Annotated in this window: 16 protein-coding genes; 13 read left to right on the top strand and 3 right to left on the bottom strand. The window is 68.0% G+C overall.

Going from position 1 to position 19,011, the window contains the following annotated elements; genetic code table 11:
• Positions 1 to 211 precede the first annotated feature (211 nt).
• Positions 212 to 1,882, top strand: a complete 1,671-nt coding sequence (locus AC5RV3_RS10575) for a CocE/NonD family hydrolase (protein ID WP_494122083.1) — start codon at positions 212 to 214, stop codon at positions 1,880 to 1,882.
• 77 nt (positions 1,883 to 1,959) lie between these two features.
• Positions 1,960 to 3,312, top strand: coding sequence for an aminomethyl transferase family protein (locus AC5RV3_RS10570; protein WP_494122082.1), 1,353 nt, complete (start codon positions 1,960 to 1,962; stop codon positions 3,310 to 3,312).
• 77 nt (positions 3,313 to 3,389) lie between these two features.
• Here AC5RV3_RS10570 and purU read toward each other — a convergent pair whose 3' ends face one another.
• Entirely contained in the window at positions 3,390 to 4,289 is a 900-nt protein-coding gene (gene purU, locus AC5RV3_RS10565; RefSeq protein ID WP_494122081.1) for a formyltetrahydrofolate deformylase, read from the bottom strand.
• A gap of 194 nt (positions 4,290 to 4,483) precedes the next feature.
• Between purU and AC5RV3_RS10560 the strand changes: the two genes are divergently transcribed.
• The 6 genes from AC5RV3_RS10560 to ligM all read left to right on the top strand — a co-directional run bounded on the left by AC5RV3_RS10560 (position 4,484) and on the right by ligM (position 10,276).
• The gene (locus AC5RV3_RS10560) at positions 4,484 to 5,218 is read left to right on the top strand and encodes a PIG-L deacetylase family protein (protein ID WP_494122080.1); all 735 of its coding nucleotides are present in this window, start codon (positions 4,484 to 4,486) and stop codon (positions 5,216 to 5,218) included.
• The gene (locus tag AC5RV3_RS10555) at positions 5,215 to 5,910 is read left to right on the top strand and encodes a 4-carboxy-4-hydroxy-2-oxoadipate aldolase/oxaloacetate decarboxylase (protein ID WP_494122079.1); all 696 of its coding nucleotides are present in this window, start codon (positions 5,215 to 5,217) and stop codon (positions 5,908 to 5,910) included. The genes AC5RV3_RS10560 and AC5RV3_RS10555 overlap by 4 nt, the downstream gene beginning before the upstream one ends.
• Positions 5,900 to 7,069, top strand: a complete 1,170-nt coding sequence (locus AC5RV3_RS10550; RefSeq protein WP_494122078.1) for a 4-oxalomesaconate tautomerase — start codon at positions 5,900 to 5,902, stop codon at positions 7,067 to 7,069. Before AC5RV3_RS10555 ends, AC5RV3_RS10550 begins: the two co-directional genes overlap by 11 nt.
• Complete coding sequence (locus AC5RV3_RS10545) at positions 7,066 to 8,028, top strand: VOC family protein (protein WP_494122077.1); 963 nt, start codon at positions 7,066 to 7,068, stop codon at positions 8,026 to 8,028. Before AC5RV3_RS10550 ends, AC5RV3_RS10545 begins: the two co-directional genes overlap by 4 nt.
• A gap of 66 nt (positions 8,029 to 8,094) precedes the next feature.
• Positions 8,095 to 8,769 carry a GntR family transcriptional regulator gene (locus tag AC5RV3_RS10540; RefSeq protein ID WP_494122076.1) on the top strand — a complete coding sequence of 225 codons (675 nt, stop codon included), beginning with the start codon at positions 8,095 to 8,097 and terminating at the stop codon, positions 8,767 to 8,769.
• Positions 8,770 to 8,869: 100 nt separating this feature from the next.
• On the top strand, positions 8,870 to 10,276 hold the full coding sequence (gene ligM / locus AC5RV3_RS10535) for a vanillate/3-O-methylgallate O-demethylase (protein WP_494122075.1): 1,407 nt from the start codon (positions 8,870 to 8,872) through the stop codon (positions 10,274 to 10,276).
• 21 nt (positions 10,277 to 10,297) lie between these two features.
• On the opposite strand, the gene AC5RV3_RS10530 is transcribed toward ligM, so the two are convergent.
• Both AC5RV3_RS10530 and AC5RV3_RS10525 read right to left on the bottom strand, forming a co-directional pair.
• Positions 10,298 to 11,803, bottom strand: coding sequence for an aldehyde dehydrogenase family protein (locus AC5RV3_RS10530; RefSeq protein WP_494122074.1), 1,506 nt, complete (start codon positions 11,801 to 11,803; stop codon positions 10,298 to 10,300).
• Between the two features lie 272 nt (positions 11,804 to 12,075).
• Positions 12,076 to 12,258 (bottom strand): hypothetical protein, encoded by a 183-nt coding sequence (locus AC5RV3_RS10525; protein WP_494111780.1) that lies wholly within the window; start codon positions 12,256 to 12,258, stop codon positions 12,076 to 12,078.
• A gap of 79 nt (positions 12,259 to 12,337) precedes the next feature.
• Here AC5RV3_RS10525 and AC5RV3_RS10520 point away from each other — a divergent pair, with 79 nt between their 5' ends.
• The 5 genes from AC5RV3_RS10520 (at position 12,338) to treS (ending at position 19,005) form a co-directional block, all read left to right on the top strand.
• On the top strand, positions 12,338 to 13,801 hold the full coding sequence (locus AC5RV3_RS10520) for a protein adenylyltransferase SelO (protein ID WP_494122073.1): 1,464 nt from the start codon (positions 12,338 to 12,340) through the stop codon (positions 13,799 to 13,801).
• A gap of 235 nt (positions 13,802 to 14,036) precedes the next feature.
• Positions 14,037 to 14,738 carry an endonuclease/exonuclease/phosphatase family protein gene (locus AC5RV3_RS10515; protein ID WP_494122072.1) on the top strand — a complete coding sequence of 234 codons (702 nt, stop codon included), beginning with the start codon at positions 14,037 to 14,039 and terminating at the stop codon, positions 14,736 to 14,738.
• Between the two features lie 158 nt (positions 14,739 to 14,896).
• A complete protein-coding gene (locus tag AC5RV3_RS10510) occupies positions 14,897 to 15,253 on the top strand; it encodes a YciI family protein (protein WP_494122071.1) in 357 nt (118 codons plus the stop codon).
• Between the two features lie 3 nt (positions 15,254 to 15,256).
• Positions 15,257 to 16,501 (top strand): RNA polymerase sigma factor, encoded by a 1,245-nt coding sequence (locus AC5RV3_RS10505; RefSeq protein ID WP_494122070.1) that lies wholly within the window; start codon positions 15,257 to 15,259, stop codon positions 16,499 to 16,501.
• A 98-nt stretch (positions 16,502 to 16,599) separates the two neighbouring features.
• On the top strand, positions 16,600 to 19,005 hold the full coding sequence (gene treS / locus AC5RV3_RS10500) for a maltose alpha-D-glucosyltransferase (protein WP_494122069.1): 2,406 nt from the start codon (positions 16,600 to 16,602) through the stop codon (positions 19,003 to 19,005).
• Positions 19,006 to 19,011: the final 6 nt, after the last annotated feature.

Below are 19,011 nucleotides of genomic sequence, written 5' to 3'. Positions count from 1 at the left end.
ACATGGACTTAACGCTTCCTGGAGGCGGGAGACTGCTCAATTCCGGCGCCGTTGGCCGGCTGCTGCTAACAAGAATGTTGACATTGAAGCTAACGATGTGATCTATCTCATGTCAAGGCGGTTACGGGAACGTTATGGCCGCCGTCGCAAGGCAGGGGAAACAACAGGCGTTCGGCGGCCGCCAAGGCTGCACCGCGGAAAGGCAGACACGATGTCTGGCTCCATCCCGTATCTCTTCAGGGGACACCGCCACGCTCCCGAAGAGCGCGGCGGCCGTCCGCCACAGCCGCGGATCGAACGTCTGCCGGGCATGGTCATCGAGCGGGACGTCGCAGTGGCCGCGTCGTCCGGCGCGGTGATCCGCGTGGATGTGTACCGGCCTGACGGCGCTGAGCCCGCCGCTCCGCTGGTCAGCTGGTCGCCGTACGGAAAGCACATCACCGAGCAGCTGGGCGCGGTCCGCCCCACCAGCGGCGTGCAGGCCGGTTACACCAGCGACCTGACGACCTTCGAGGCGCCGGATCCCGCCTACTGGGTGCCGCACGGCTACGCCGTCGTCGTGGCCGACATCCCGGGCACCTGGTACTCGGAAGGCGCGGCAACCTACTGCTCTCCGGAAGAAGCCAGGGACTTCTACGACCTGATCGAGTGGGCCGGCGGGCAGGAATGGAGCAACGGCAAGGTCGGGCTGTCCGGCGTCTCCTACCTGACCGTGTCCCAGTGGCGCGTGGCGGAGCTGAACCCGCCGCACCTTGCCGCGATCAACCCCTGGGAAGGCTGGACCGACACCTACCGGGAAGTGGCGCGCCACGGCGGCATCCCGGAAACATGGTTCTGGCCCTACATCTGGGAACGCTGGGGGTACGCCACCGGCCCCATCGAAGACCTGGAAGCCGAAACGGCCGCGCACCCGTTCTACGACGCCTTCTGGGAGTCCAAGAGCGCCGACCTGGAGAAGGTCACCGTCCCGGCGTTCGTCGTCGCCAGCTGGTCGGACCAGGGGCTGCACACGCGGGGGACCCTGGAGGGTTTCCGCCGGATCGCCTCCGCGCAGAAATGGCTTTACGTGCACGGCCGGAAGAAGTGGGCCGAGTACTACCGACCCGACATGGTGGAGCAGCAGCGGATCTTCTTCGACCACTTCCTCCACGGGCGGGACGGCGGCCTGGCGGACTGGCCGCCGGTGCGGCTGGAGGTGCGGGACCGCTACTACGAGGGGAGCACCCATGCTGCCGCCCATTGGCCGCCGCCGCAGACCCGGTACCGCACCCTCTACCTGGATGCCGCCGGGCGTGCGCTCGCGGACGAGCCGCCCGCGGCGGAAGGCACCGCCGGCTACGACTCGCTGGCCAGCGGGCTGCGGCCGCACCGGGCGGAATTTGGCCTGGCCTTCCACGAGGAAACCATGCTCGTGGGCCACGCCAAGGCCGTGCTTTTCCTGTCGGCCCCGGATGCCGAGGACATGGACGTCTTCGTCGCACTGTTCAAGAAGGACCGGGACGGCACGGTGGTCGGCTTCCCCTACTACGCCATTTTCGACGACGGCCCCGTCGCCGTGGGCTGGCAGCGCGCCTCCCACCGCGAACTCGATCCGGACCGCTCCACCGACTACCTGCCGGTGCTGGCCCACCGGCGGGCACTGCCGCTGCCCCAGGAGGGCCCGGTCCGGCTGGAGATCGAGATCCTGCCCTCCGGTACCCGCTTCGAGGCCGGGGACACCCTGGTCCTGGTGGTGCAGGGGTCCGACGTCATGCGCTATCCCAAGCCCGACCTCTACGCCCGCCACGAGGACTTAGTCAACCGCGGGGAGCACCGCATCCACACCGGCGGCCAGTCCGCCTCGCACCTGGTGATCCCTGTGTTCACCGAAACCACCGGCTAAACGAAACAGGCGGCCCGCCGCCCTCGCCGCGAGCCGGCGGCCCGGCTGCAGAACCAGATCACGGAATGGAGAGCAACATGCCTGCCGAAAACCTCGAAAATGCCATCCGGCGCACCGGAAACCCGGTGGAGCTGCTGCGGAACCTGCCCGCGCTTCCCATCGTCTTTCCGATCCAGCCGGAGTTCACCAACTGGCGGTCGGAGCAACGTGCCTGGGACCAGTCGGTCGCCTTGCTGGACCAGTCCCACCACATGACCGACCTGTACCTCAACGGGCCGGACGCCCTGACGCTGCTCAGCGGCCTGGGCGTGAACAAGTTCGCGAACTTCAGGCCGAACACCGCGAAGCAGTTCGTTGCGGTCAACGAGGACGGCCACCTGATCGGTGACGCCATCCTGGCCTACCTGGCCCAGGACAGCTTCAACCTGGTGGGCCACCACATGGTCTTGGACTGGGTGCAGTTCCACCTGGAGAAGGGCGGCTACGACGCCACCGCCGAGCGCGATGGCAACTCCCTGGTCCGCAAGGGCAACCCGAAGATCTACCGGTATGAGCTGCAGGGGCCGCAGGCGCTTCCGTTAGTGGAGAAACTCATCGGTGGACCGGTTCCCGACGTGAAGTTCTTCCACATGACCGACTTCACGATCGCGGGCTGCCGGGTCCGGGCGATCCGGCACGGGATCGCCGGCCAGGCCGGGTTCGAGGTCTTCGGCCCGTGGGAGGAGGGCGAACGCGTCCACCAGGCCATCCTCGACGCGGGCGAAGAGCTCGAGCTGCGCCAAGTGGGGGCGAAGGCCTACTCCACGTCCCCGCTCGGCTCCGGGTGGGTGCCGACGCCGGTGCCTGCCATCTTCAGCGGGGACCGGCTTGCCGACTACCGGAAGTGGCTGCCGCTCGCGTCCGCCGGGTCGCTCGGTGGAAGCTTCGCCTCCCCGGACATTCAGGACTACTACCTGACGCCATGGGACCTGAACTACGGCCGCGTGGTCTCTTTCGACCATGACTTCATCGGTCGCGTGGCCCTGGAGCGGATGCGGGAGAACCCGGCCCGCGAAAAGGTCACCCTGGTCTGGAACAGCGACGACGTGGCCAACGTGTTCAAGTCGCTCGGCGAAGACGGGCTGCCGGCCAAGTACTTCGACATGCCGAAGGCCCGCTACGCGTTCTACCAGGTGGACCAGGTGCTGGCAGGCGGAGAGCCCGCCGGCCTGTCCTTCGACTGCGGCTATGCAACCAACGAGCAGGCCTTCCTCTCGTTGGCCACCCTCGACAAGCGGCACAGCGCGCCGGGCACGGAAGTCACCTTGCTCTGGGGCGAGGAGCCCAACACCCGCAAGCCCCAGGTCGAGCCGCACCGCCAGGTGGAGATCCGGGCGACGGTCGCCCCGGTGCCGTACTCCGACTTCGCGCGGAAGGCCTACCGCTCCTGACCCGGATGCGCGGCCGTGCCGTCGATGGTCACGGGCCATCGGAGGCGGCAACGGGAGCCGGGCTGCGCCGGCGCCTCCTAGAACACGATGGTGCTGTTGCCGTCGCGCAGCACCCGGTCCTCGCAGTGTGCCATCACCGCTCGGGACAGGACGCTGCGTTCCACGTCGGCGCCCAGCCGTGCGAGGTCCTCGGCGGAATCGCTGTGCGAGACCCTGATGACGTCCTGGTCGATGATCGGCCCCTCGTCCAGGTCTTCCGTGACGTAGTGGGCCGTGGCTCCGATGAGTTTGACGCCGCGTTCCTTGGCCTTCCGGTAGGGTGCCGCACCGATAAAGGCGGGGAGGAACGAGTGGTGGATGTTGATCACCGGGACGCCCACCTCCTCCAGGAAGCCCGGCGAGATGATTTGCATGTACCGGGCCAAGACCACCAGGTCGACGTTCCCCTTCAGCAGCTCGAGGTGGCGCCGCTCCGCCGCGGCCTTGTCCTCCTTGTCCACCGGTACGTGGAAGTAGGGGATCCCGAACTGGCGGACATCGGAGCTGAGGTCGGGGTGGTTGGAGACGACCATGGCAATGTTCACCGGCAGCTCGCCCCGCCGCTGCCGCCAGAGCAGGTCCAGCACGCAGTGGTCGGACTTGGAAACGAAGATCGCCACCCGCTTCTGGCGGCTGACTTCCACCAGCCGCCACGACAGGTCGGGGTCGCCGGACAGTTGCTGGTCCAGGCTGTGCGCCAATTGCTCCACCCGGGCCGTGAGATGGGGCAAATGGAAGACCGTTCGTTGAAAAAACCGGCCGCCTTCCGGATTGGTGGAGTGCTGATCGAGCGAGACGATGTTGGCGCCGGCCTCGGTCAGCAGGGTGGAAACGCTGGCGACGATGCCCGGCCGGTCGGTGCCCTGAACGATCAGTCGACCCTGGTCCTCTGCCGACGGCGCGCCTGCCCCCGGGGGCTTCTGCGGGTAGGTGCTCATTGCGTCTCGATTCGTCGGCCGGTGCAGCGACAAATTTGTTGCCAATAACTTAGCAGGCCCGCGCCCCGGAGGCGGAGGCCAAAAGGGGACGATTTTGCCGATGCTGGGTGTGTGCGGGAAGTGGAACCAGAATTGTTGACGATTCTGGTTCCCGGTGGTTGACTTCCCCTAGGACAACCACTCCGGGAGGACTTTTGAGCGACACCGAGCCGGCCCTGTTGGTGGTCAGCGCGCACGCCGGAGATTTTGTGTGGCGGGCGGGCGGGGCCATTGCGGCCGCTGCACAGCGGGGCGAGCGCGCCGTCGTCGTGTGCCTGTCCTACGGCGAACGCGGCGAGTCCGCCAAGGCCTGGCGCGAAGGAAAGAAGCTTGAAGAAATCAAGGCGATCCGCCGGCAGGAGGCGGAGAACGCCGCCGCCGCGCTGGGGGCCGAGGTCCGGTTCCTGGACGCCGGCGACTATCCGCTGGTGCCCACGCGGGAACTGGTGGACGAGCTGGTGAAGATCTACCGCGAGGTCAAGCCCACGGTCGTGCTGACCCATCCGCTGGCCGACCCGTACAACGGGGACCACCCGGCCGCGGCCCGGATGGCGCTGGACGCCCGGGTGCTGGCGCAGGCCATCGGCTACGACGCCCCGGGCGACCCACTGGGCGCCCCGCCGGTGTTCTTCTTCGAACCGCACCAGCCGGAGCAAAGCGACTTCAAGCCGAACGTGCTGCTCGATATCACCGAGGCCTTCCCGGCCAAGCGCAAGGCGATGGAATGCCTGCCGGCGCAGCAGCACATGTGGGACTACTACACGGACCTGGCCACGCGCCGCGGAGTGCAGGTTAAGCGCAACGCCGGCCCCAACCTCGGCCTCACCACGGACACCAAGGGCGAGGCCTACATGCGCTACTACCCCCAAGTGACCGGCACGCTGGCATGAAAAACGTCATCGTCACCAACCCGCCCCGCGCCGACCTGGCCGACGCGAACGCGCTCGCCGGCTTCGGCGTCGCCACGGTCCACGAAGCGATGGGCCGCACCGGCCTGGCCGGCCCGCAGTTCCGGCCGATCCAGTCCGGCAGCCGGGTGGCCGGCACCGCCGTCACCGTGCTGTGCTGGCCAGGCGACAACCTGATGATCCACGCGGCCATTGAGCAGTGCCGCCCCGGCGACATCCTGGTGGTCACCACCACGTCCGAATGCACCGACGGCCTGTTCGGCGAATTGTTCGCCACCGCCCTGCAGTACCGCGGCGTCCGCGGCGTGGTCACCAGCACCGGGGTGCGCGACGTGGCCGAACTGCAGGCAATGGGCTTCCCCGCCTGGTCGGCGGCCGTCCACGCCCAAGGCACGGTGAAGGCGAGCGCCGGCGCGGTCAACGTCCCCATCACCCTGGGCCGGGTCACGGTCCGGCCCGGCGACGTGATCGTGGCCGACGACGACGGCGTGGTCTGCGTGCCGCGGCTGGAAGCACGGGCAGCGATCGAGGCTTCGCAGGCACGCCTGGACAAGGAAGAGAAGACCCGGTCCAGGTTCCAGGAGGGGACGCTGGGGCTGGACTACTACGGTTTGCGGCCGTTGCTGGAGAAGCTCGGCGTTCAGTACGTGGCGGCCGAGGACTATGACGGCTGATCACGACGGCGATGCCCGGCCGACGGGCGCGGCTGCACCTTTCGGCGCCGGCGGGGACCACGGGGACGGCGTCCGCTGCATGCTGATGCGCGGCGGCACGTCCAAGGGCGCCTACTTTTTGGCCGCTGACCTGCCGGCCGATCCTGCCCAGCGCGACGACCTGCTGCTGCGGATCATGGGCAGCCCGGACGCCCGCCAGATCGACGGGATCGGCGGGGCGCACCCGCTGACCAGCAAAGTGGCGGTCATTTCGCCGTCGGCCGGTGAAGAGACCGACGTGGACTACCTGTTCCTGCAGGTTGCCGTGGACGAGGCGACGGTCACGGACAGCCAGAACTGCGGCAACATCCTCGCCGGCGTCGGCCCCTTCGCCGTCGAACGAGGCCTGCTTCCGGCACAGGGAAGCACGACGGCGGTGCGCATCCGGATGGTGAATTCGGACAGCATGGCCACGGCAACCTTCGCGACGCCCGGCGGCAGGGTGGACTACGCCGGGGCCGCGGCCATCGACGGCGTGCCCGGTACCGCCGCCCCGATCACCCTGGACTTTGCCGACACTGCCGGCTCCTCCACCGGGGCGCTGCTGCCCACCGGGCAGGAGACGGACGTGGCGGACGGCGTCGACGTCACCTGCGTGGACAACGGCATGCCCTCGGTCCTGCTGCGCGCGGCCGATCTCGGGGTCACCGGCTACGAGGACCCGGCCGAGCTGGAAGCCAACGCCGCCCTGGCGGACCGGCTGGCCCGAATCCGGTTTGAGGCGGCGAAGCTGATGGGCATGGGGGACGTGTCCGGCAAGACCGTGCCGAAGCTGGTGCTGCTCTCCGCACCGCGGAACGGGGGCACGGTCAACACCCGCAGCTTCCTGCCGGTGCGCTGCCACACGTCCATCGGCGTGCTCGGCGGCACCACCGTGGCGGCCGGCATCCAGCTGCCGAACGCCGTCGGACACGAACTGGCCCGGCTGCCCGCGGACGGGAGGCCGCTGCGGCTGGAACATCCGACCGGCTACCTGGACGTCGGCGCGGAACTGGCCGAAGGCCCCGCCGGCATCACCACCACTTCCTCCACGGTGCTGCGGACGGCGCGAAAACTGTTCGACGGCACCGTCTTCCCCCGAGACCGGGTGGCCCCGCAACCACGTGAAGGAAGACCATGACACCCCACCACCGCGATATCGCCCACCTGGGCAACATCGAACTGTTCACGGATACATTCGACCAGAGCTACTGGTTCTTCAACGACCTGCTGGCCATGCGGGAGATCGGCCGCGCCGGGGACTCGGTCTTCCTGCGCACGTGGGACGACTACGAGAACTGGAGCATCAAGCTCACCCCGCGCCAGGCCTCCGGCGTCGGGCTGGTGGCGCACCGGGCGGCCTCACCCGAGGCGCTGGACCGGCTGGTCGCTTCGATCCGGGAGTCCGGGCAGGGCGGTCAGTGGCGGGACGGGGAATTCGGTGTCGGACCGTCGTTCCACTTCGCGGACCCGGATGGCCACCCGATGTCCGTCTACTACGAGACCGAGTGGTACCGGGCCACGGACGACAAGCCGGCCCTGAAGAACCAGGCCTCCCGCTTCCCCGGCCACGGGGTCAACGCCCGCCGGCTCGACCACATCAACTACCTGGCCGCCAACGTGGAGGAGAACGCGAAGTTCTCCGCCGAAGTGCTCGGCCTGAAGGACAGCGAATTGATCCGGCTGGACAACGGACGCATCGCGGCCCATTGGTTCCGGTTCGGCCAGAAGTCCTATGACCTGGTCTACTCGGCCGACAACCTGGGGGCTTCCGGCCGGCTGCACCACATCGCTTTCGCCCCGGACACCCGTGAAGACATCCTCAAGGCCGCCGACATCTTCCTGGAGAACGGCATCCACATCGAGTCCGGCCCGCACAAGCACACCATCAACCAGACGTTCTTCCTCTACGTCTACGAGCCGGGCGGAAACCGCATCGAGTTCGCCAATGCCGGCGCGCGGCTCCTGCTGGCGCCGGATTGGGAGCCGGTGGTCTGGACCGAGACGGAACGGAAGAAGGGCCAGGCCTGGGGCATGCAGACCATCTCGACGTTCCATACCCACGGCACGCCGCCCGTCGAGGTGCCGGACACCCACTGAGAACCGATGGGCTAGGTTATTGGCAACAACTTTGTCAGCACACTATCCAGCATGGAGCAACCTCCCGTGAGCACCGCCAGCCAGACTGCCATACCCCGATCAACCGACTCGGCCGCCGTCGTCGCCGGGCTCAAGAGGGCGATCGACCGGGGCGAACTCGTGCCCAACCAGCGGTTGGTGGAGGCGGATATCTGCGCCGAGTACCATGCCAGCCGGGCCACGGTCCGGGCGGCGCTGGCGGAGCTGACGCTGGAGGGGCTCGTGGAGCGCATCCAGAACCGCGGCGCCCGGGTGCGCGCGGTCGCGGTGGAGGAAGCGGTGGAGATCACCGAGGTCCGTGCCGCCCTGGAAGCCATCTGTGCGGCCAAGGCCGCCGAACAGGTCACCGACGAGGACGTGCAGGAACTCCAGGCCCTGGGCGAGGCCATGAGCCAGGCCGTGGACGCCGGCGACCTGCTGAAGTATTCGGACCTCAACAAGACCTTGCACCGCAGGGTCGTCGAATTGAGCCGGCACGAAACGGCGGCGGCACTGATCGCGCGCCTGCGCGGCCAGAGCGTCCGCTTCCAGTTCCGGCTGGCCATGCAGCCGGGGCGGCCTGCCGTATCGCTGCCCGAACACCTGGAGATTGTGGACGCGGTCTGCGCCAAGGATCCGGAACGGGCCGCCGCAGCCATGGAAAAGCACCTCAAGAGCGTCGCCAATGCCATCATGCGGGCAGCCGAGGACCCCGGCCGCTAAGAAACGCCGGTTCCCCTGCCGCCCGCAATCGAACAGCATGCCTTCCGCCAACGGAGGCATGGAAGAGACGCCGGCCCCGGCCGGCGGGGATAGGGGAATCATGAGTGCACAGAACCTGCAGGACGTCCTGGACCAGGCCGGCAACACGGTGGAGCTGCTGCGCAATTCGCAGCTCGGCGCCTATGTCTATCCGGTGGTGGCACCCGAATTCACCAACTGGCGCAGCGAGGTCCGGGCCTGGCGGGAGACCGCCGTCCTTTACGACCAGTCGCACCATATGGACAACCTGTTCATCAAGGGCCCGGATGCGCTGAGGCTGATCTCCGACACCGCGATCAATTCGGTGGCCACCTTTCCGGTGAACAGGGCCAAACAGTATGTCCCGACGACGCCGTCCGGGCATGTCATCGGCGACGGCATCCTCTTCCATGAAGCCGAGGACCAGTTCGTCTACGTGGGGCGTTCCCCCGCGGCCAACTGGCTGCTCTTCCACGGGCAGACCGGCGGGTACGACGTGGAGCTTCAGGTGGACCGGCGGTCGCCGTCGCGGCCGATGGGCAAGCCGGTACAGCGCAGGTACTGGCGGTTCCAGATCCAGGGTCCCAACGCGTGGCAGGTCATCGAGAAGCTCAACGGCGGCACCGTGGAGCAGCTGAAATTCTTCAGCATGGACCACATGCAGGTGGCCGGGGCACAGGTGCGCACGCTGCGCCACGGCATGGCCGGGGCTCCGGGACTGGAGCTCTGGGGGCCGTACGAGTCCTACGACCGCGTCCGCGAGTTCATCCTGGACGCCGGCCGGGAGTTCGGCCTGCTGGCCGTCGGCGCCCGGGCCTACTCGTCCAATACGTTGGAATCGGGCTGGATTCCGTCCCCGCTGCCGGCCATCTACTCCGGGGAAGAGCTTCGCCCGTACCGGGAATGGCTGGGTGCGGACAGCTACGAGGCCGTGAACGCCGTGGCCGGCAGCTTCGTCTCCGGCAACATCGAGGACTACTACCTGAACCCGTGGGAGCTGGGCTACGGATCCTTCGTCAAGTTCGACCACGACTTCATCGGCCGCGAGGCGCTGGAGAAGATCGACCCCCAGGCGCAGCGGAAGAAGGTCACGCTGGCCTGGAACGCCGAGGACATGACCAAGATCTTCGCCTCGCTGTTCGACACGGAGGGGACGCCCTACAAGTACTTCGACCTGCCCAACGCCAACTACGGCTCCTCGAACTACGACTCGATCGTCGACGCCGGCGGCACGAACGTGGGCCTGTCCCTGTTCACCGGCTACAGCGCCAACGAACGGCGGGCGCTGTCCCTGGCCACGGTAAACCCCGACGTCGAGATCGGCACCGAGGTGAACGTGGTCTGGGGCGAACCCGACGGCGGCACCCGCAAGACCACCGTGGAACCGCACCGGCAGCTGGAAGTCCGGGCCGTGGTCAGCCCCGCGCCCTACTCCGTGACCGCCCGCAAGGAATACCGCGGCGGCTGGCGGACGGCCCAGGCGGTCTGAGCCGGCCCGCCGCCATCGTTGTCAGTGGCCGGCGGCCGCCGCCGCTTCATCCAGGTGGGCGATGGAGCGGGTGTCCTGGAACGCGCGGACGCCTTCGATGCCCTGTTCGCGGCCGAAGCCGGAGTGCTTCATGCCGCCGAACGGCGCGCGCAGGTCCAGCCGGGTGGCGCCGTGGTCGTTGACCCAGACGTAGCCGCAGACCAGTTGCGAGCCGACGGCGTTGGCCTTGTCCGTGTCCGCGGTCCACACCGAGCCGCAGAGGCCGGCCCAGGTGTCGTTGGCCAGGGCCAGCGCTTCCTCTTCGGTGTCGAAGGGGAGGATCGGGATGACCGGCCCGAACTGTTCCTGCGTGACCACGCGCAGCTGGGGGTCCGGATCGACCACCAGCGCCGGCCGCAGGAAGTTGCCGCCCTGCAGCTCCGGGTCCGCCGGCAGTTCCCCGAATTCCCGGACGTCGGCGCCGGCCGCCTTTGCCTCGGCGATGAGTTCTTCGACGAAGGTCTTCTGCGCGGGCTGGTGCAGCGGGCCCATGGTCGTGCCCTCGTCCAAGCCGTAGCCGACGACGGCCTTCTCCAGCCGCTCGGACAGCCCCGCGACCAGCTCGTCCAGCCGGGAGCGGTGCACGTAGATGCGTTTGGCGGCCATGCAGATCTGCCCGGTGGTGTCGAAGACCGCGGCATACAGCCGGTCCAGGTGCGTGTCGTCCAGGACGGCGTCTTCGAGGACCACCGCCGGGTCGTTGCCGCCGAGCTCCAGGGTGACCCGGGTCAGGCTCTTGGACGCCATTTCCATCATCTTCTTGCCGCCGCCAACGCTGCCGGTGAAGCAGACCTTCGCCACGTCGTCGTTCTGGATCAGGCCGCCCATCTCGCTGTCCTGGCCGGTGACAATGTTCAGCACTCCCGGCGGCAGTTTCTCTGCCACGCGCTGCACTACCCGGGTGATCGCCAGCGGCGTGGTGGGCGGCGGCTTCACGATCGCCGTGTTGCCCGCCAGCAGGGCGTGCGGCAGCGAGGCGCCGAGGATGGCGATGGGCCAGTTGAACGGAACAATCACCGTGACCACGCCCAGCGGCTGATACGCCACGGAGGTGGTCACCGGGATGCCCGGCGCCGGTTCCAGGACCTTGCCCTGGTCCACCTCGTCCGCGAGCGCCAGGGCGAGCTGGAAGCGGATCTCGAAGACCAGTGCGTCCACCCAGGCCTCCATCCGGATCTTGCCGTTTTCCTGCGACAGGATCGCGGCATCCTCGTCACGGAGATCGGCGATGCCTTCGATGGCCCCGGCGAGCTTGTCGGCGCGTTCCTTGGCGCCCATCGCCGCCCACGCGGGGAACGCGGACTTCGCGGCGGCGACGGCGTCTGCCACGTCCTGCTTGGTGGCGGCCGCCGCGTAGCCGACCACTGAATCCGGCTTGCCGGGATCCGCTACCGCGTATTTTTCGCCGGAATCCCGGACTTCGCCGTTGATATAGAGCCCGGTAGTGACCTGGCCGGTCTCGCCGGTAGTGCTTGCTACGTCAGTCATCTCGCAACACCTCTCTGTGTTTTGACCGTTCCGGTCCCATGCCGGAACTGCAGGAGCGACGTTCTTCAGCGTCGGCGCCCCGGCCGGCTCACGGTGAACAACCGGATGAGCATGGCGGGCGCCCGTTTCCCCCTGCCTTCAGCTTTGCCTATCCGCGGAGGGAGTGCTAGGGGTTGTGCGCCTAATTTTCCGGCTGGTGTGCCGCCCCGAGGTGGGCCCACCGTGTGCGGGATGGCCGGGGCTGCTGCTGCCGGCTGCCACGGTCCAAGGCTTCAGTAGCCGCGATACGGGTTTTCGTCGGCGCCGCCGCCCCGACCCTGGTCATAGCCTTCCTGCCAGGCTTGATGCACGGAAGCCACCAGCCCGGCCAGCAGCTCGTACGAGGGGTGGTCCGGTCCGATGTACACCATCTCTTCTCCGGCCCGGTTCAGGATGTTGTGGATGTGCGTGCTCATCGTGGTCTTTCCTTGGGGGTTCTGGGCACCCGCCGGTTGGGGGTGACGCCGACCATGGTGTCCTAGTTATTCTTGGAGGATGAGTGCTCCAGCACAATCAACCGTCGCTTTTGATGGGCGCTTCGCCCGCGAGTTTGCGGAGTTGGCCGTCCCCTGGCGCGCACAGGAGGTCCGCGACCCGCGGCTGCTGGTCCTCAACGAGCCGCTGGCCATCGAGTTGGGAATCGAGCCGGCCGCCCTGCGCAGTCCCGACGGTCTGCTTCTGCTGACGGGCAACCTGGTCCCGGGTGGCGCCACCCCGGTGGCGCAGGCCTACGCCGGGCACCAGTTCGGCTGGTACTCGCCCCGGCTGGGCGACGGGCGGGCCCTCCTGCTGGGCGAGGTTACCGATGCGGGCGGCCGCCTTCGCGACGTCCACCTGAAGGGCTCGGGGCCCACGCCGTTCGCCCGGGGCGGTGACGGCCAGGCCGCGGTGGGCCCGATGCTCCGCGAATACGTGGTCAGCGAGGCAATGCACGCCCTGGGCATTCCCACGACGCGTTCCCTTGCCGTCGTCGCCACGGGGCTTTCGGTTTACCGCGACGCCGAATTGCCGGGAGCCGTTCTGGTGCGGGTCGCCGAGAGCCATGTGCGCGTGGGAAGCTTCCAGTACGCCCGGGCCACGGGTGACACGGGCCTTGTGCGCCGCCTTGCCGACCACGCCATCGCCCGTCACCATCGGGCCGCTGCCGAGGCCGAGCAACCCTATCTGGCGCTGTTCCAGGCCGTGATCCGCGCCCAGGCCTCGCTGGTGGCGCAGTGGATGCTCGTAGGATTCGTGCACGGGGTCATGAACACAGACAACATGACCATCTCGGGTGAAACCATCGACTACGGGCCCTGCGCTTTCATGGACGCCTTCGACCCGGCCTCCGTCTACAGTTCCATCGACGACGGCGGACGTTACGCGTATGCCAACCAGCCGCTTGCGGCCGAGTGGAACCTCGCCCGGCTCGCCGAGGCCCTCCTGCCGCTCTTGCACGACGATCAAGAGCAGGCGGGCGCACTGGCGTCGGAAGCGCTCGGCGCCTTCAGGAGCGAGTACAGCGCCGCCTGGTTGGCCGGCGCGAAGGCCAAGATCGGACTGGACGGCGAAGTCGATCCCGCCGCGGCCTCGCCGCTCGTGAATGACCTGCTGGCACTGCTCCAGGAGGGCAAGGTAGACCACACGTCGTTCTTCCGCAGCCTCGGAGCGGCCGCCCGGGGCCAGAGCGAAGCGGCACGGCGCCTGTTTCCGAACCCCGCTGGGTTCGATGACTGGGTGGCGCGATGGCTTCCACTCGAACCGGATGCCGGCTTAATGGACCGGGTCAACCCCGTCTACATTCCCCGCAACCACCTGGTCGAGGAGGCCCTCGACGCCGCCACGCACGGAGACCTGGACCCGCTGAACCGCCTGCTGGACGCGGTGACCCGCCCCTACGACGAGCGTCCCGGTTTGGAGCGCTACGCCGTCGCCGCGCCGGACGACTTCGGCAGCTACCGGACGTTCTGCGGAACCTGAGGACGCACGCCCCGTTAGGCCACGACGGGACAAGTGCCGTGGCCCGTGACACACCCACGGTGGTCGCGGGCGGCACCCGCCGTCGCAGGAAATCCGCTCCTGGCTTTCGGACGTCATTGCAGGGCGAATCCGCCTTTTTGGCCGCCCCGGCCTGCGGCAGCCGTCTGTAACCGCAAGGCTGGCTCTGTAGTATGGGCGCAGGCTACAGCGACCGCGACGGAAGGGTGATTCTTTGTTGAGAGCCATCAGCTACAACCTGCGGAAACACAGTGCGAGCGCGGAACTTGAGGACCTGACCGACCGCTACGACGTCGACGTCATGTGCCTGCAGGAAGCGGACACTGAGAAACTTCCGCACACGCTGGGACACCTGCGGTTGGCTAATTCGACCAAGGGAAACAGGTTGGGGCTGGCCGTCTATTACGACGAGAACAGGTTCTCCGCCCTCGATACCAACACCTTCGAACTCAAGAAGTCGCTGCACGATTACGTGCTGGCGCCGGCCCACGAGCGGCTGCTCGGAGTCAAAATGGTGGACAACGAGAGCAAACACGAAATCGTCGTGGGTGATTTTCACGCCGCGCCGCTGACGGCCACCAACTCCCTGCGCCGGCACCAGATCAAGGCCGGCCACGAAGCGCTGCTGGGCATGGGCGGCAACGGCGAGCAGATGACGCTGATGGTGGGGGACTTCAACTACCCCTTCTTCACAAAGAACCTCATCGAGCACCTCAAGGAAACGGGCTACGAACTCACCCTGAGCAACCGCCGGACCTACACGCGCTACAAACTCTTCCGCGGCCACTTCGATTTCGCCACCTCGCTTGGCCTGGACATCCAGAGCGTGGAAACCCTGCCGCGGGGCCAGTCCGACCACCTGCCGATCCTGGTGACGGCGGAATACGTCGACGAGAACCGCAACGTCCGCGCCAGCTGACAGGTTCGCAGGCGGCCCGCCGTCGTGTGCCGTCACGGGACGTGACGCGGCAGGGTTGTCGAAACCGCAGCAGGCCGCGCGTCATCATAGTGTCGAACCGATCACGTCGACACGGGCGCCGCGCAGAGGATGCGCGGCCGGCGAAGGGAAACGCTGAAATGACCGAGTACATGGTGCTGTTGCCGGATAACGAGGACAGCTGGGAGCAGAGCACGCCGGAGCAGCGCGAGGCTGCCTATGCGCGGCACGGGGAATTCGCCGCCCTGCTGAAGGAACACGGGCACACGATCACCGGCGGCGCAGAGCTGCGGCATTCACGGACGGCGAAGACCGTGCGGGCGACCCCGGACGGGGTGGTGGTCACGGACGGGCCCTATGCGGAGTCGGTGGAACAGCTGAGCGGTTTCTACACCGTGGAGACGGACGACCTGGACGACCTGATGTCGATCTGCGGCCTGCTGGCCGGTGACGCCCCGGTGGAGGTCCGCGCGATGGTGGCCCCGGACTCGGCCTGAGCCATGGAGCGGCTGGAGCAGATCCACAGGGACGAATGGGGCCGGCTGCTGGCGCTGCTTTTCTCACGCTTCCAGCGGCTGGACCTGGTCGAGGATGCGCTTGCCGAGGCGTTCGCCCGGGCTGCTGCCCGGTGGCCGGCCGAGGGCACCCCTGAGAACCCGCCCGCCTGGCTCTACCGCAGCGCAGAGCGCACCGTGCTGGATGGGCTGCGGCATGAGCAGGTGGCCAGCCGGAAACTGCCGCTGCTCGTGGCCGACCGGCTCCGGCCACGGGCGGCCGATGACGCGGGTTCCGCCGGCGGCGCCGGTTTCGTGGAGTATCCGGACGAGCGCTTGCCGATGATCTTCCTGGCCACGCATCCGGCCCTGGTTCCCGAGGTGCAGGCCGGGCTGGCCCTGCGGTTCGTCATGGGCCTGCCGACGGCGCGGATTGCGCGGCTGTTCCTGGTCAGCGACGCCACCATGGCAGCCCGGATAACCCGCGGAAAGAAGAAGATCGCCGGCTCCGGCCTACCATTCGCCCTGCCGGACGCCGGCGACCTTCCGGGCCGGTTGGAAAACGCGGCACGAACGGTTTATCTGGCCTTCACCAGCGCCTACCTCCCGGGCGACGGCGCGGACCTGCTGCGCGTCGAAGAAGCCGGGGAGGCGGTGCGCCTGGCGGGACTGCTGGACGACTTGATGCCGCACACGCCGCTGCTGCGCTGCCTGAAGGCGCTGTTGATGCTGCAGCATGCACGGCGGGACGCACGCATCCGGGACGGGGAACTGGTGCTGCTGCCGGACCAGGACCGCAGCCGGTGGCACCACCGGGAGATTGCGGAGGCGCTCGGACTGCTGATCGACCAGCCGCCGGACAGCGGGTATGCCGAGGAACTGCGGCTGCAGGCACTGATCGCCGGCGCGCACTGTTCGGCTGCCACCGCCGAAGAAACGGATTGGACGAGCATCGCCGGCCTCTACGCCAGGCTTGACGCCCTCACCGGTTCACCCGTGGTCCGGCTCAACCGGGCGGTGGCTGCCGCCGAAGCGGACGGACCGTTGGCCGGCCTCGAATTGCTGGGCGGGCTGGACGCCCAACTGCGCGGAAACCACCGGCTGCCGGGAGTCCGCGCCGAAATGCTGCGCCGCTGCGGACGCGATGTCGAAGCCGCCGAACACTACAGGCTGGCACTGGAACTCTGCCGGAACGAGGTGGAGCGCCGCCACCTGCAGCGCCGGGTGGAAGAGCTGGAACTGCCCGGCTGACCGTGGTGCGGGGTAGTGGTGGCCCCGGCGGTCTGGCAATGTTGGGGGTAGAGCCCGTCTGGAAAATTCCAGTTGTCGAGCACAAAGGAGATGACGCCATGAACGATTCGGTTCTGGGGCACGAGCCCGTCCTTGACCGCACCAACTATGACGACGGCGGTGCTGCCGCGGGCGCGGACAGGAGTGCCGTAGCGGGCGCAGACGGTGCTGCCGCGGGCGACGACGGCGGTGCTGTCGCAGGCGCAGACGGCGGGAGCGCCGCCGTCGAGCCCCTCGCCGAACCCCCGGTGCCGGACATCAGCTTTGACGAGCAGTTCTACCCGGCTCGTCCCCGTTCGCTGCGGCCGCGGGCCCGCCGCCGCCATTTTGTGCCCGGCCACCCGCCGTTCGAGCCCGACGCCCGCAACAAGGTCTATGTGGAGTGGCTGCGCAACCAGTCCATGCTCGGCGACGCGAAGGTGCTGGGCCGCCAGCTCTCCGGGCAGGCCAGCATGTGGCAGAACCCGTTCGCGTATCCGAACCCGCGGGCGGCGGTGGAGCGGGCCTCGGTGTGGTTCACGGCCTACCCGCTGTCGCTGATCACCAGGCCGGGGCAGACGTTCCTGGCGGCGCTGGGCGATGCCGCGCTCTGGGAGGCCTTCCAGCAGATCGGCATCAAGGCCATCCACATCGGGCCGGTGAAGCTGGCCGGCGGCCTGACCGGCTGGAACCATACCCCCAGCGTGGACGGGCACTTCGACCGCATCAGCATGGCGATCGATCCGCTGTTCGGCACCGAGGACGAGTTCCGGAGCATGTGCGAGGTGGCCGCCGAACACGGCGGCACGATCGTCGACGATATTGTGCCCGGCCACACGGGCAAGGGCGCGGACTTCCGGCTGGCGGAGATGAACTTCCGCGACTACCCGGGCATCTACCACATGATCGACATCCCGGAGTCCGACTGGGACCTGTTGCCGGATGTCCCCGAGGGCGAGGACGCGGTCAACATCGACGTCGCGACCGAGCGCCGGCTCCAGCAGGCGGGCTACATCATCGGCGAACTCCAGCGGGTCATTTTCTACGAACCCGGCGTGAAGGAAACCAACTGGAGCGCCACCCCGCCGGTTCTGGACATAGACGGCAAGGCCCACCGCTGGGTGTATCTGCACTACTTCAAGGCCGGCCAGCCGTCGATCAACTGGCTGGATCCCACGTTCTCCGGCATGCGCCTGGTGATGGGGGATGCCCTGCATTCGCTGGTCGACCTGGGGACCGGGGCGCTCCGCCTGGACGCCAACGGCTTCCTGGGCGTGGAGAAGAGTGCCGAGGAAACGCCCGGCTGGTCCGAGGGGCATCCGCTCTCGGCGGCCGCCAACCAGATCATCGGCAGCATGGTCCGCAAGGTCGGCGGCTTCACCTTCCAGGAGCTGAACCTCAGCATCGACGACATCAAGGCCACCTCCGAAACCGGTCCGGACCTGTCCTACGACTTCGTGACGCGTCCGGCGTACCACCACGCCCTGGTCACCGCCGACACCGAGTTCCTCCGGCTGACGCTGCGCCTGGCCATGGAGATCGGTGTGGACCAGGCATCGCTGGTGCACGCGCTGCAGAACCACGACGAGCTGACCTATGAACTGGTGCACTTCACCACCAAGCACAAGGACGACGTCTACGAGCTCGACGGCGAGGAACTCACCGGCGCGGAGCTGGCCCACAAGGTGCAGCAGACCCTGCGGGACGGGATCACCGGGGAAGCCGCCCCATACAACCTGGTCTTCACCGCCAACGGCATCGCCTGCACCACGGCCAGCGTGATCACCGCGGTGCTGGGCATCACCGACCTGGACACGATCACCGAGGAGCAGTCGGCGGAGATCCGCCGGGTGCACCTCCTGCTGGCCATGTACAACGCGCTGCAGCCGGGGGTCTTCGCGCTCTCCGGCTGGGATCTGTGCGGGATGTTGCCGCTGGAGCGCAGCCGGGTGGCCCGGCTGATGTCGCGCGGGGACACCCGCTGGATCAACCGCAGCGCCCACGACCTGATGGGATTCGATCCGACCGCCGAGACGTCAACCTCCGGCATGCCCATGGCCAAGGCGCTGTACGGCACGCTGCCCGAGCAGCTCGAGGACGAATCGTCGTTCGCCCGGCAGCTGGCACGGATCCTGGCCGTCCGGGAAGAGCATGGCATCGCCAAGAGCGCCCTGATCGATGTTCCCGATGTCTCCCATCGGGGCATGCTGGTGATGGTCCATCAGCTGGTCTCGGGCGGGCAGGAGGTCACGGTCCTGAACTTCTCCGGCCAGGAGATCGCCGGTACCGTCCGTTCCGAGGCACTGGAGCTGGGCTCCGAGGTGACCGACGCATTCAGCGGCGAGACCATCGGGACGGTGGATGACCTGCACAGCTTCTATCTCCACCTGGGACCCTACGCCGGCACCGCCCTGCTGGTCACCCCGCCGGTCGCAGAGGAGGACGACGCCGCTGCCTCCACCGCGGGCGCCGGCACCGAGGCGTAGGGCCGG

It is taken from the genome of Arthrobacter sp. Y3221114 (assembly GCF_059092625.1).
Note: the sequence above shows the minus strand (reverse complement) of the source record. Positions and strands in the feature narration are given on the sequence as shown.

Coding starts and splice junctions, on each gene's coding strand:
- AC5RV3_RS10555 (WP_494122079.1), top strand. CDS start 5,215: ATGAAAAACGTCATCGTCACCAACCCGCCCCGCGCCGACCTGGCCGAC.
- AC5RV3_RS10575 (WP_494122083.1), top strand. CDS start 212: ATGTCTGGCTCCATCCCGTATCTCTTCAGGGGACACCGCCACGCTCCC.
- ligM (WP_494122075.1), top strand. CDS start 8,870: ATGAGTGCACAGAACCTGCAGGACGTCCTGGACCAGGCCGGCAACACG.
- AC5RV3_RS10520 (WP_494122073.1), top strand. CDS start 12,338: ATGAGTGCTCCAGCACAATCAACCGTCGCTTTTGATGGGCGCTTCGCC.
- purU (WP_494122081.1), bottom strand. CDS start 4,289: ATGAGCACCTACCCGCAGAAGCCCCCGGGGGCAGGCGCGCCGTCGGCA.
- treS (WP_494122069.1), top strand. CDS start 16,600: ATGAACGATTCGGTTCTGGGGCACGAGCCCGTCCTTGACCGCACCAAC.
- AC5RV3_RS10510 (WP_494122071.1), top strand. CDS start 14,897: ATGACCGAGTACATGGTGCTGTTGCCGGATAACGAGGACAGCTGGGAG.
- AC5RV3_RS10505 (WP_494122070.1), top strand. CDS start 15,257: ATGGAGCGGCTGGAGCAGATCCACAGGGACGAATGGGGCCGGCTGCTG.
- AC5RV3_RS10570 (WP_494122082.1), top strand. CDS start 1,960: ATGCCTGCCGAAAACCTCGAAAATGCCATCCGGCGCACCGGAAACCCG.
- AC5RV3_RS10550 (WP_494122078.1), top strand. CDS start 5,900: ATGACGGCTGATCACGACGGCGATGCCCGGCCGACGGGCGCGGCTGCA.
- AC5RV3_RS10530 (WP_494122074.1), bottom strand. CDS start 11,803: ATGACTGACGTAGCAAGCACTACCGGCGAGACCGGCCAGGTCACTACC.
- AC5RV3_RS10525 (WP_494111780.1), bottom strand. CDS start 12,258: ATGAGCACGCACATCCACAACATCCTGAACCGGGCCGGAGAAGAGATG.
- AC5RV3_RS10545 (WP_494122077.1), top strand. CDS start 7,066: ATGACACCCCACCACCGCGATATCGCCCACCTGGGCAACATCGAACTG.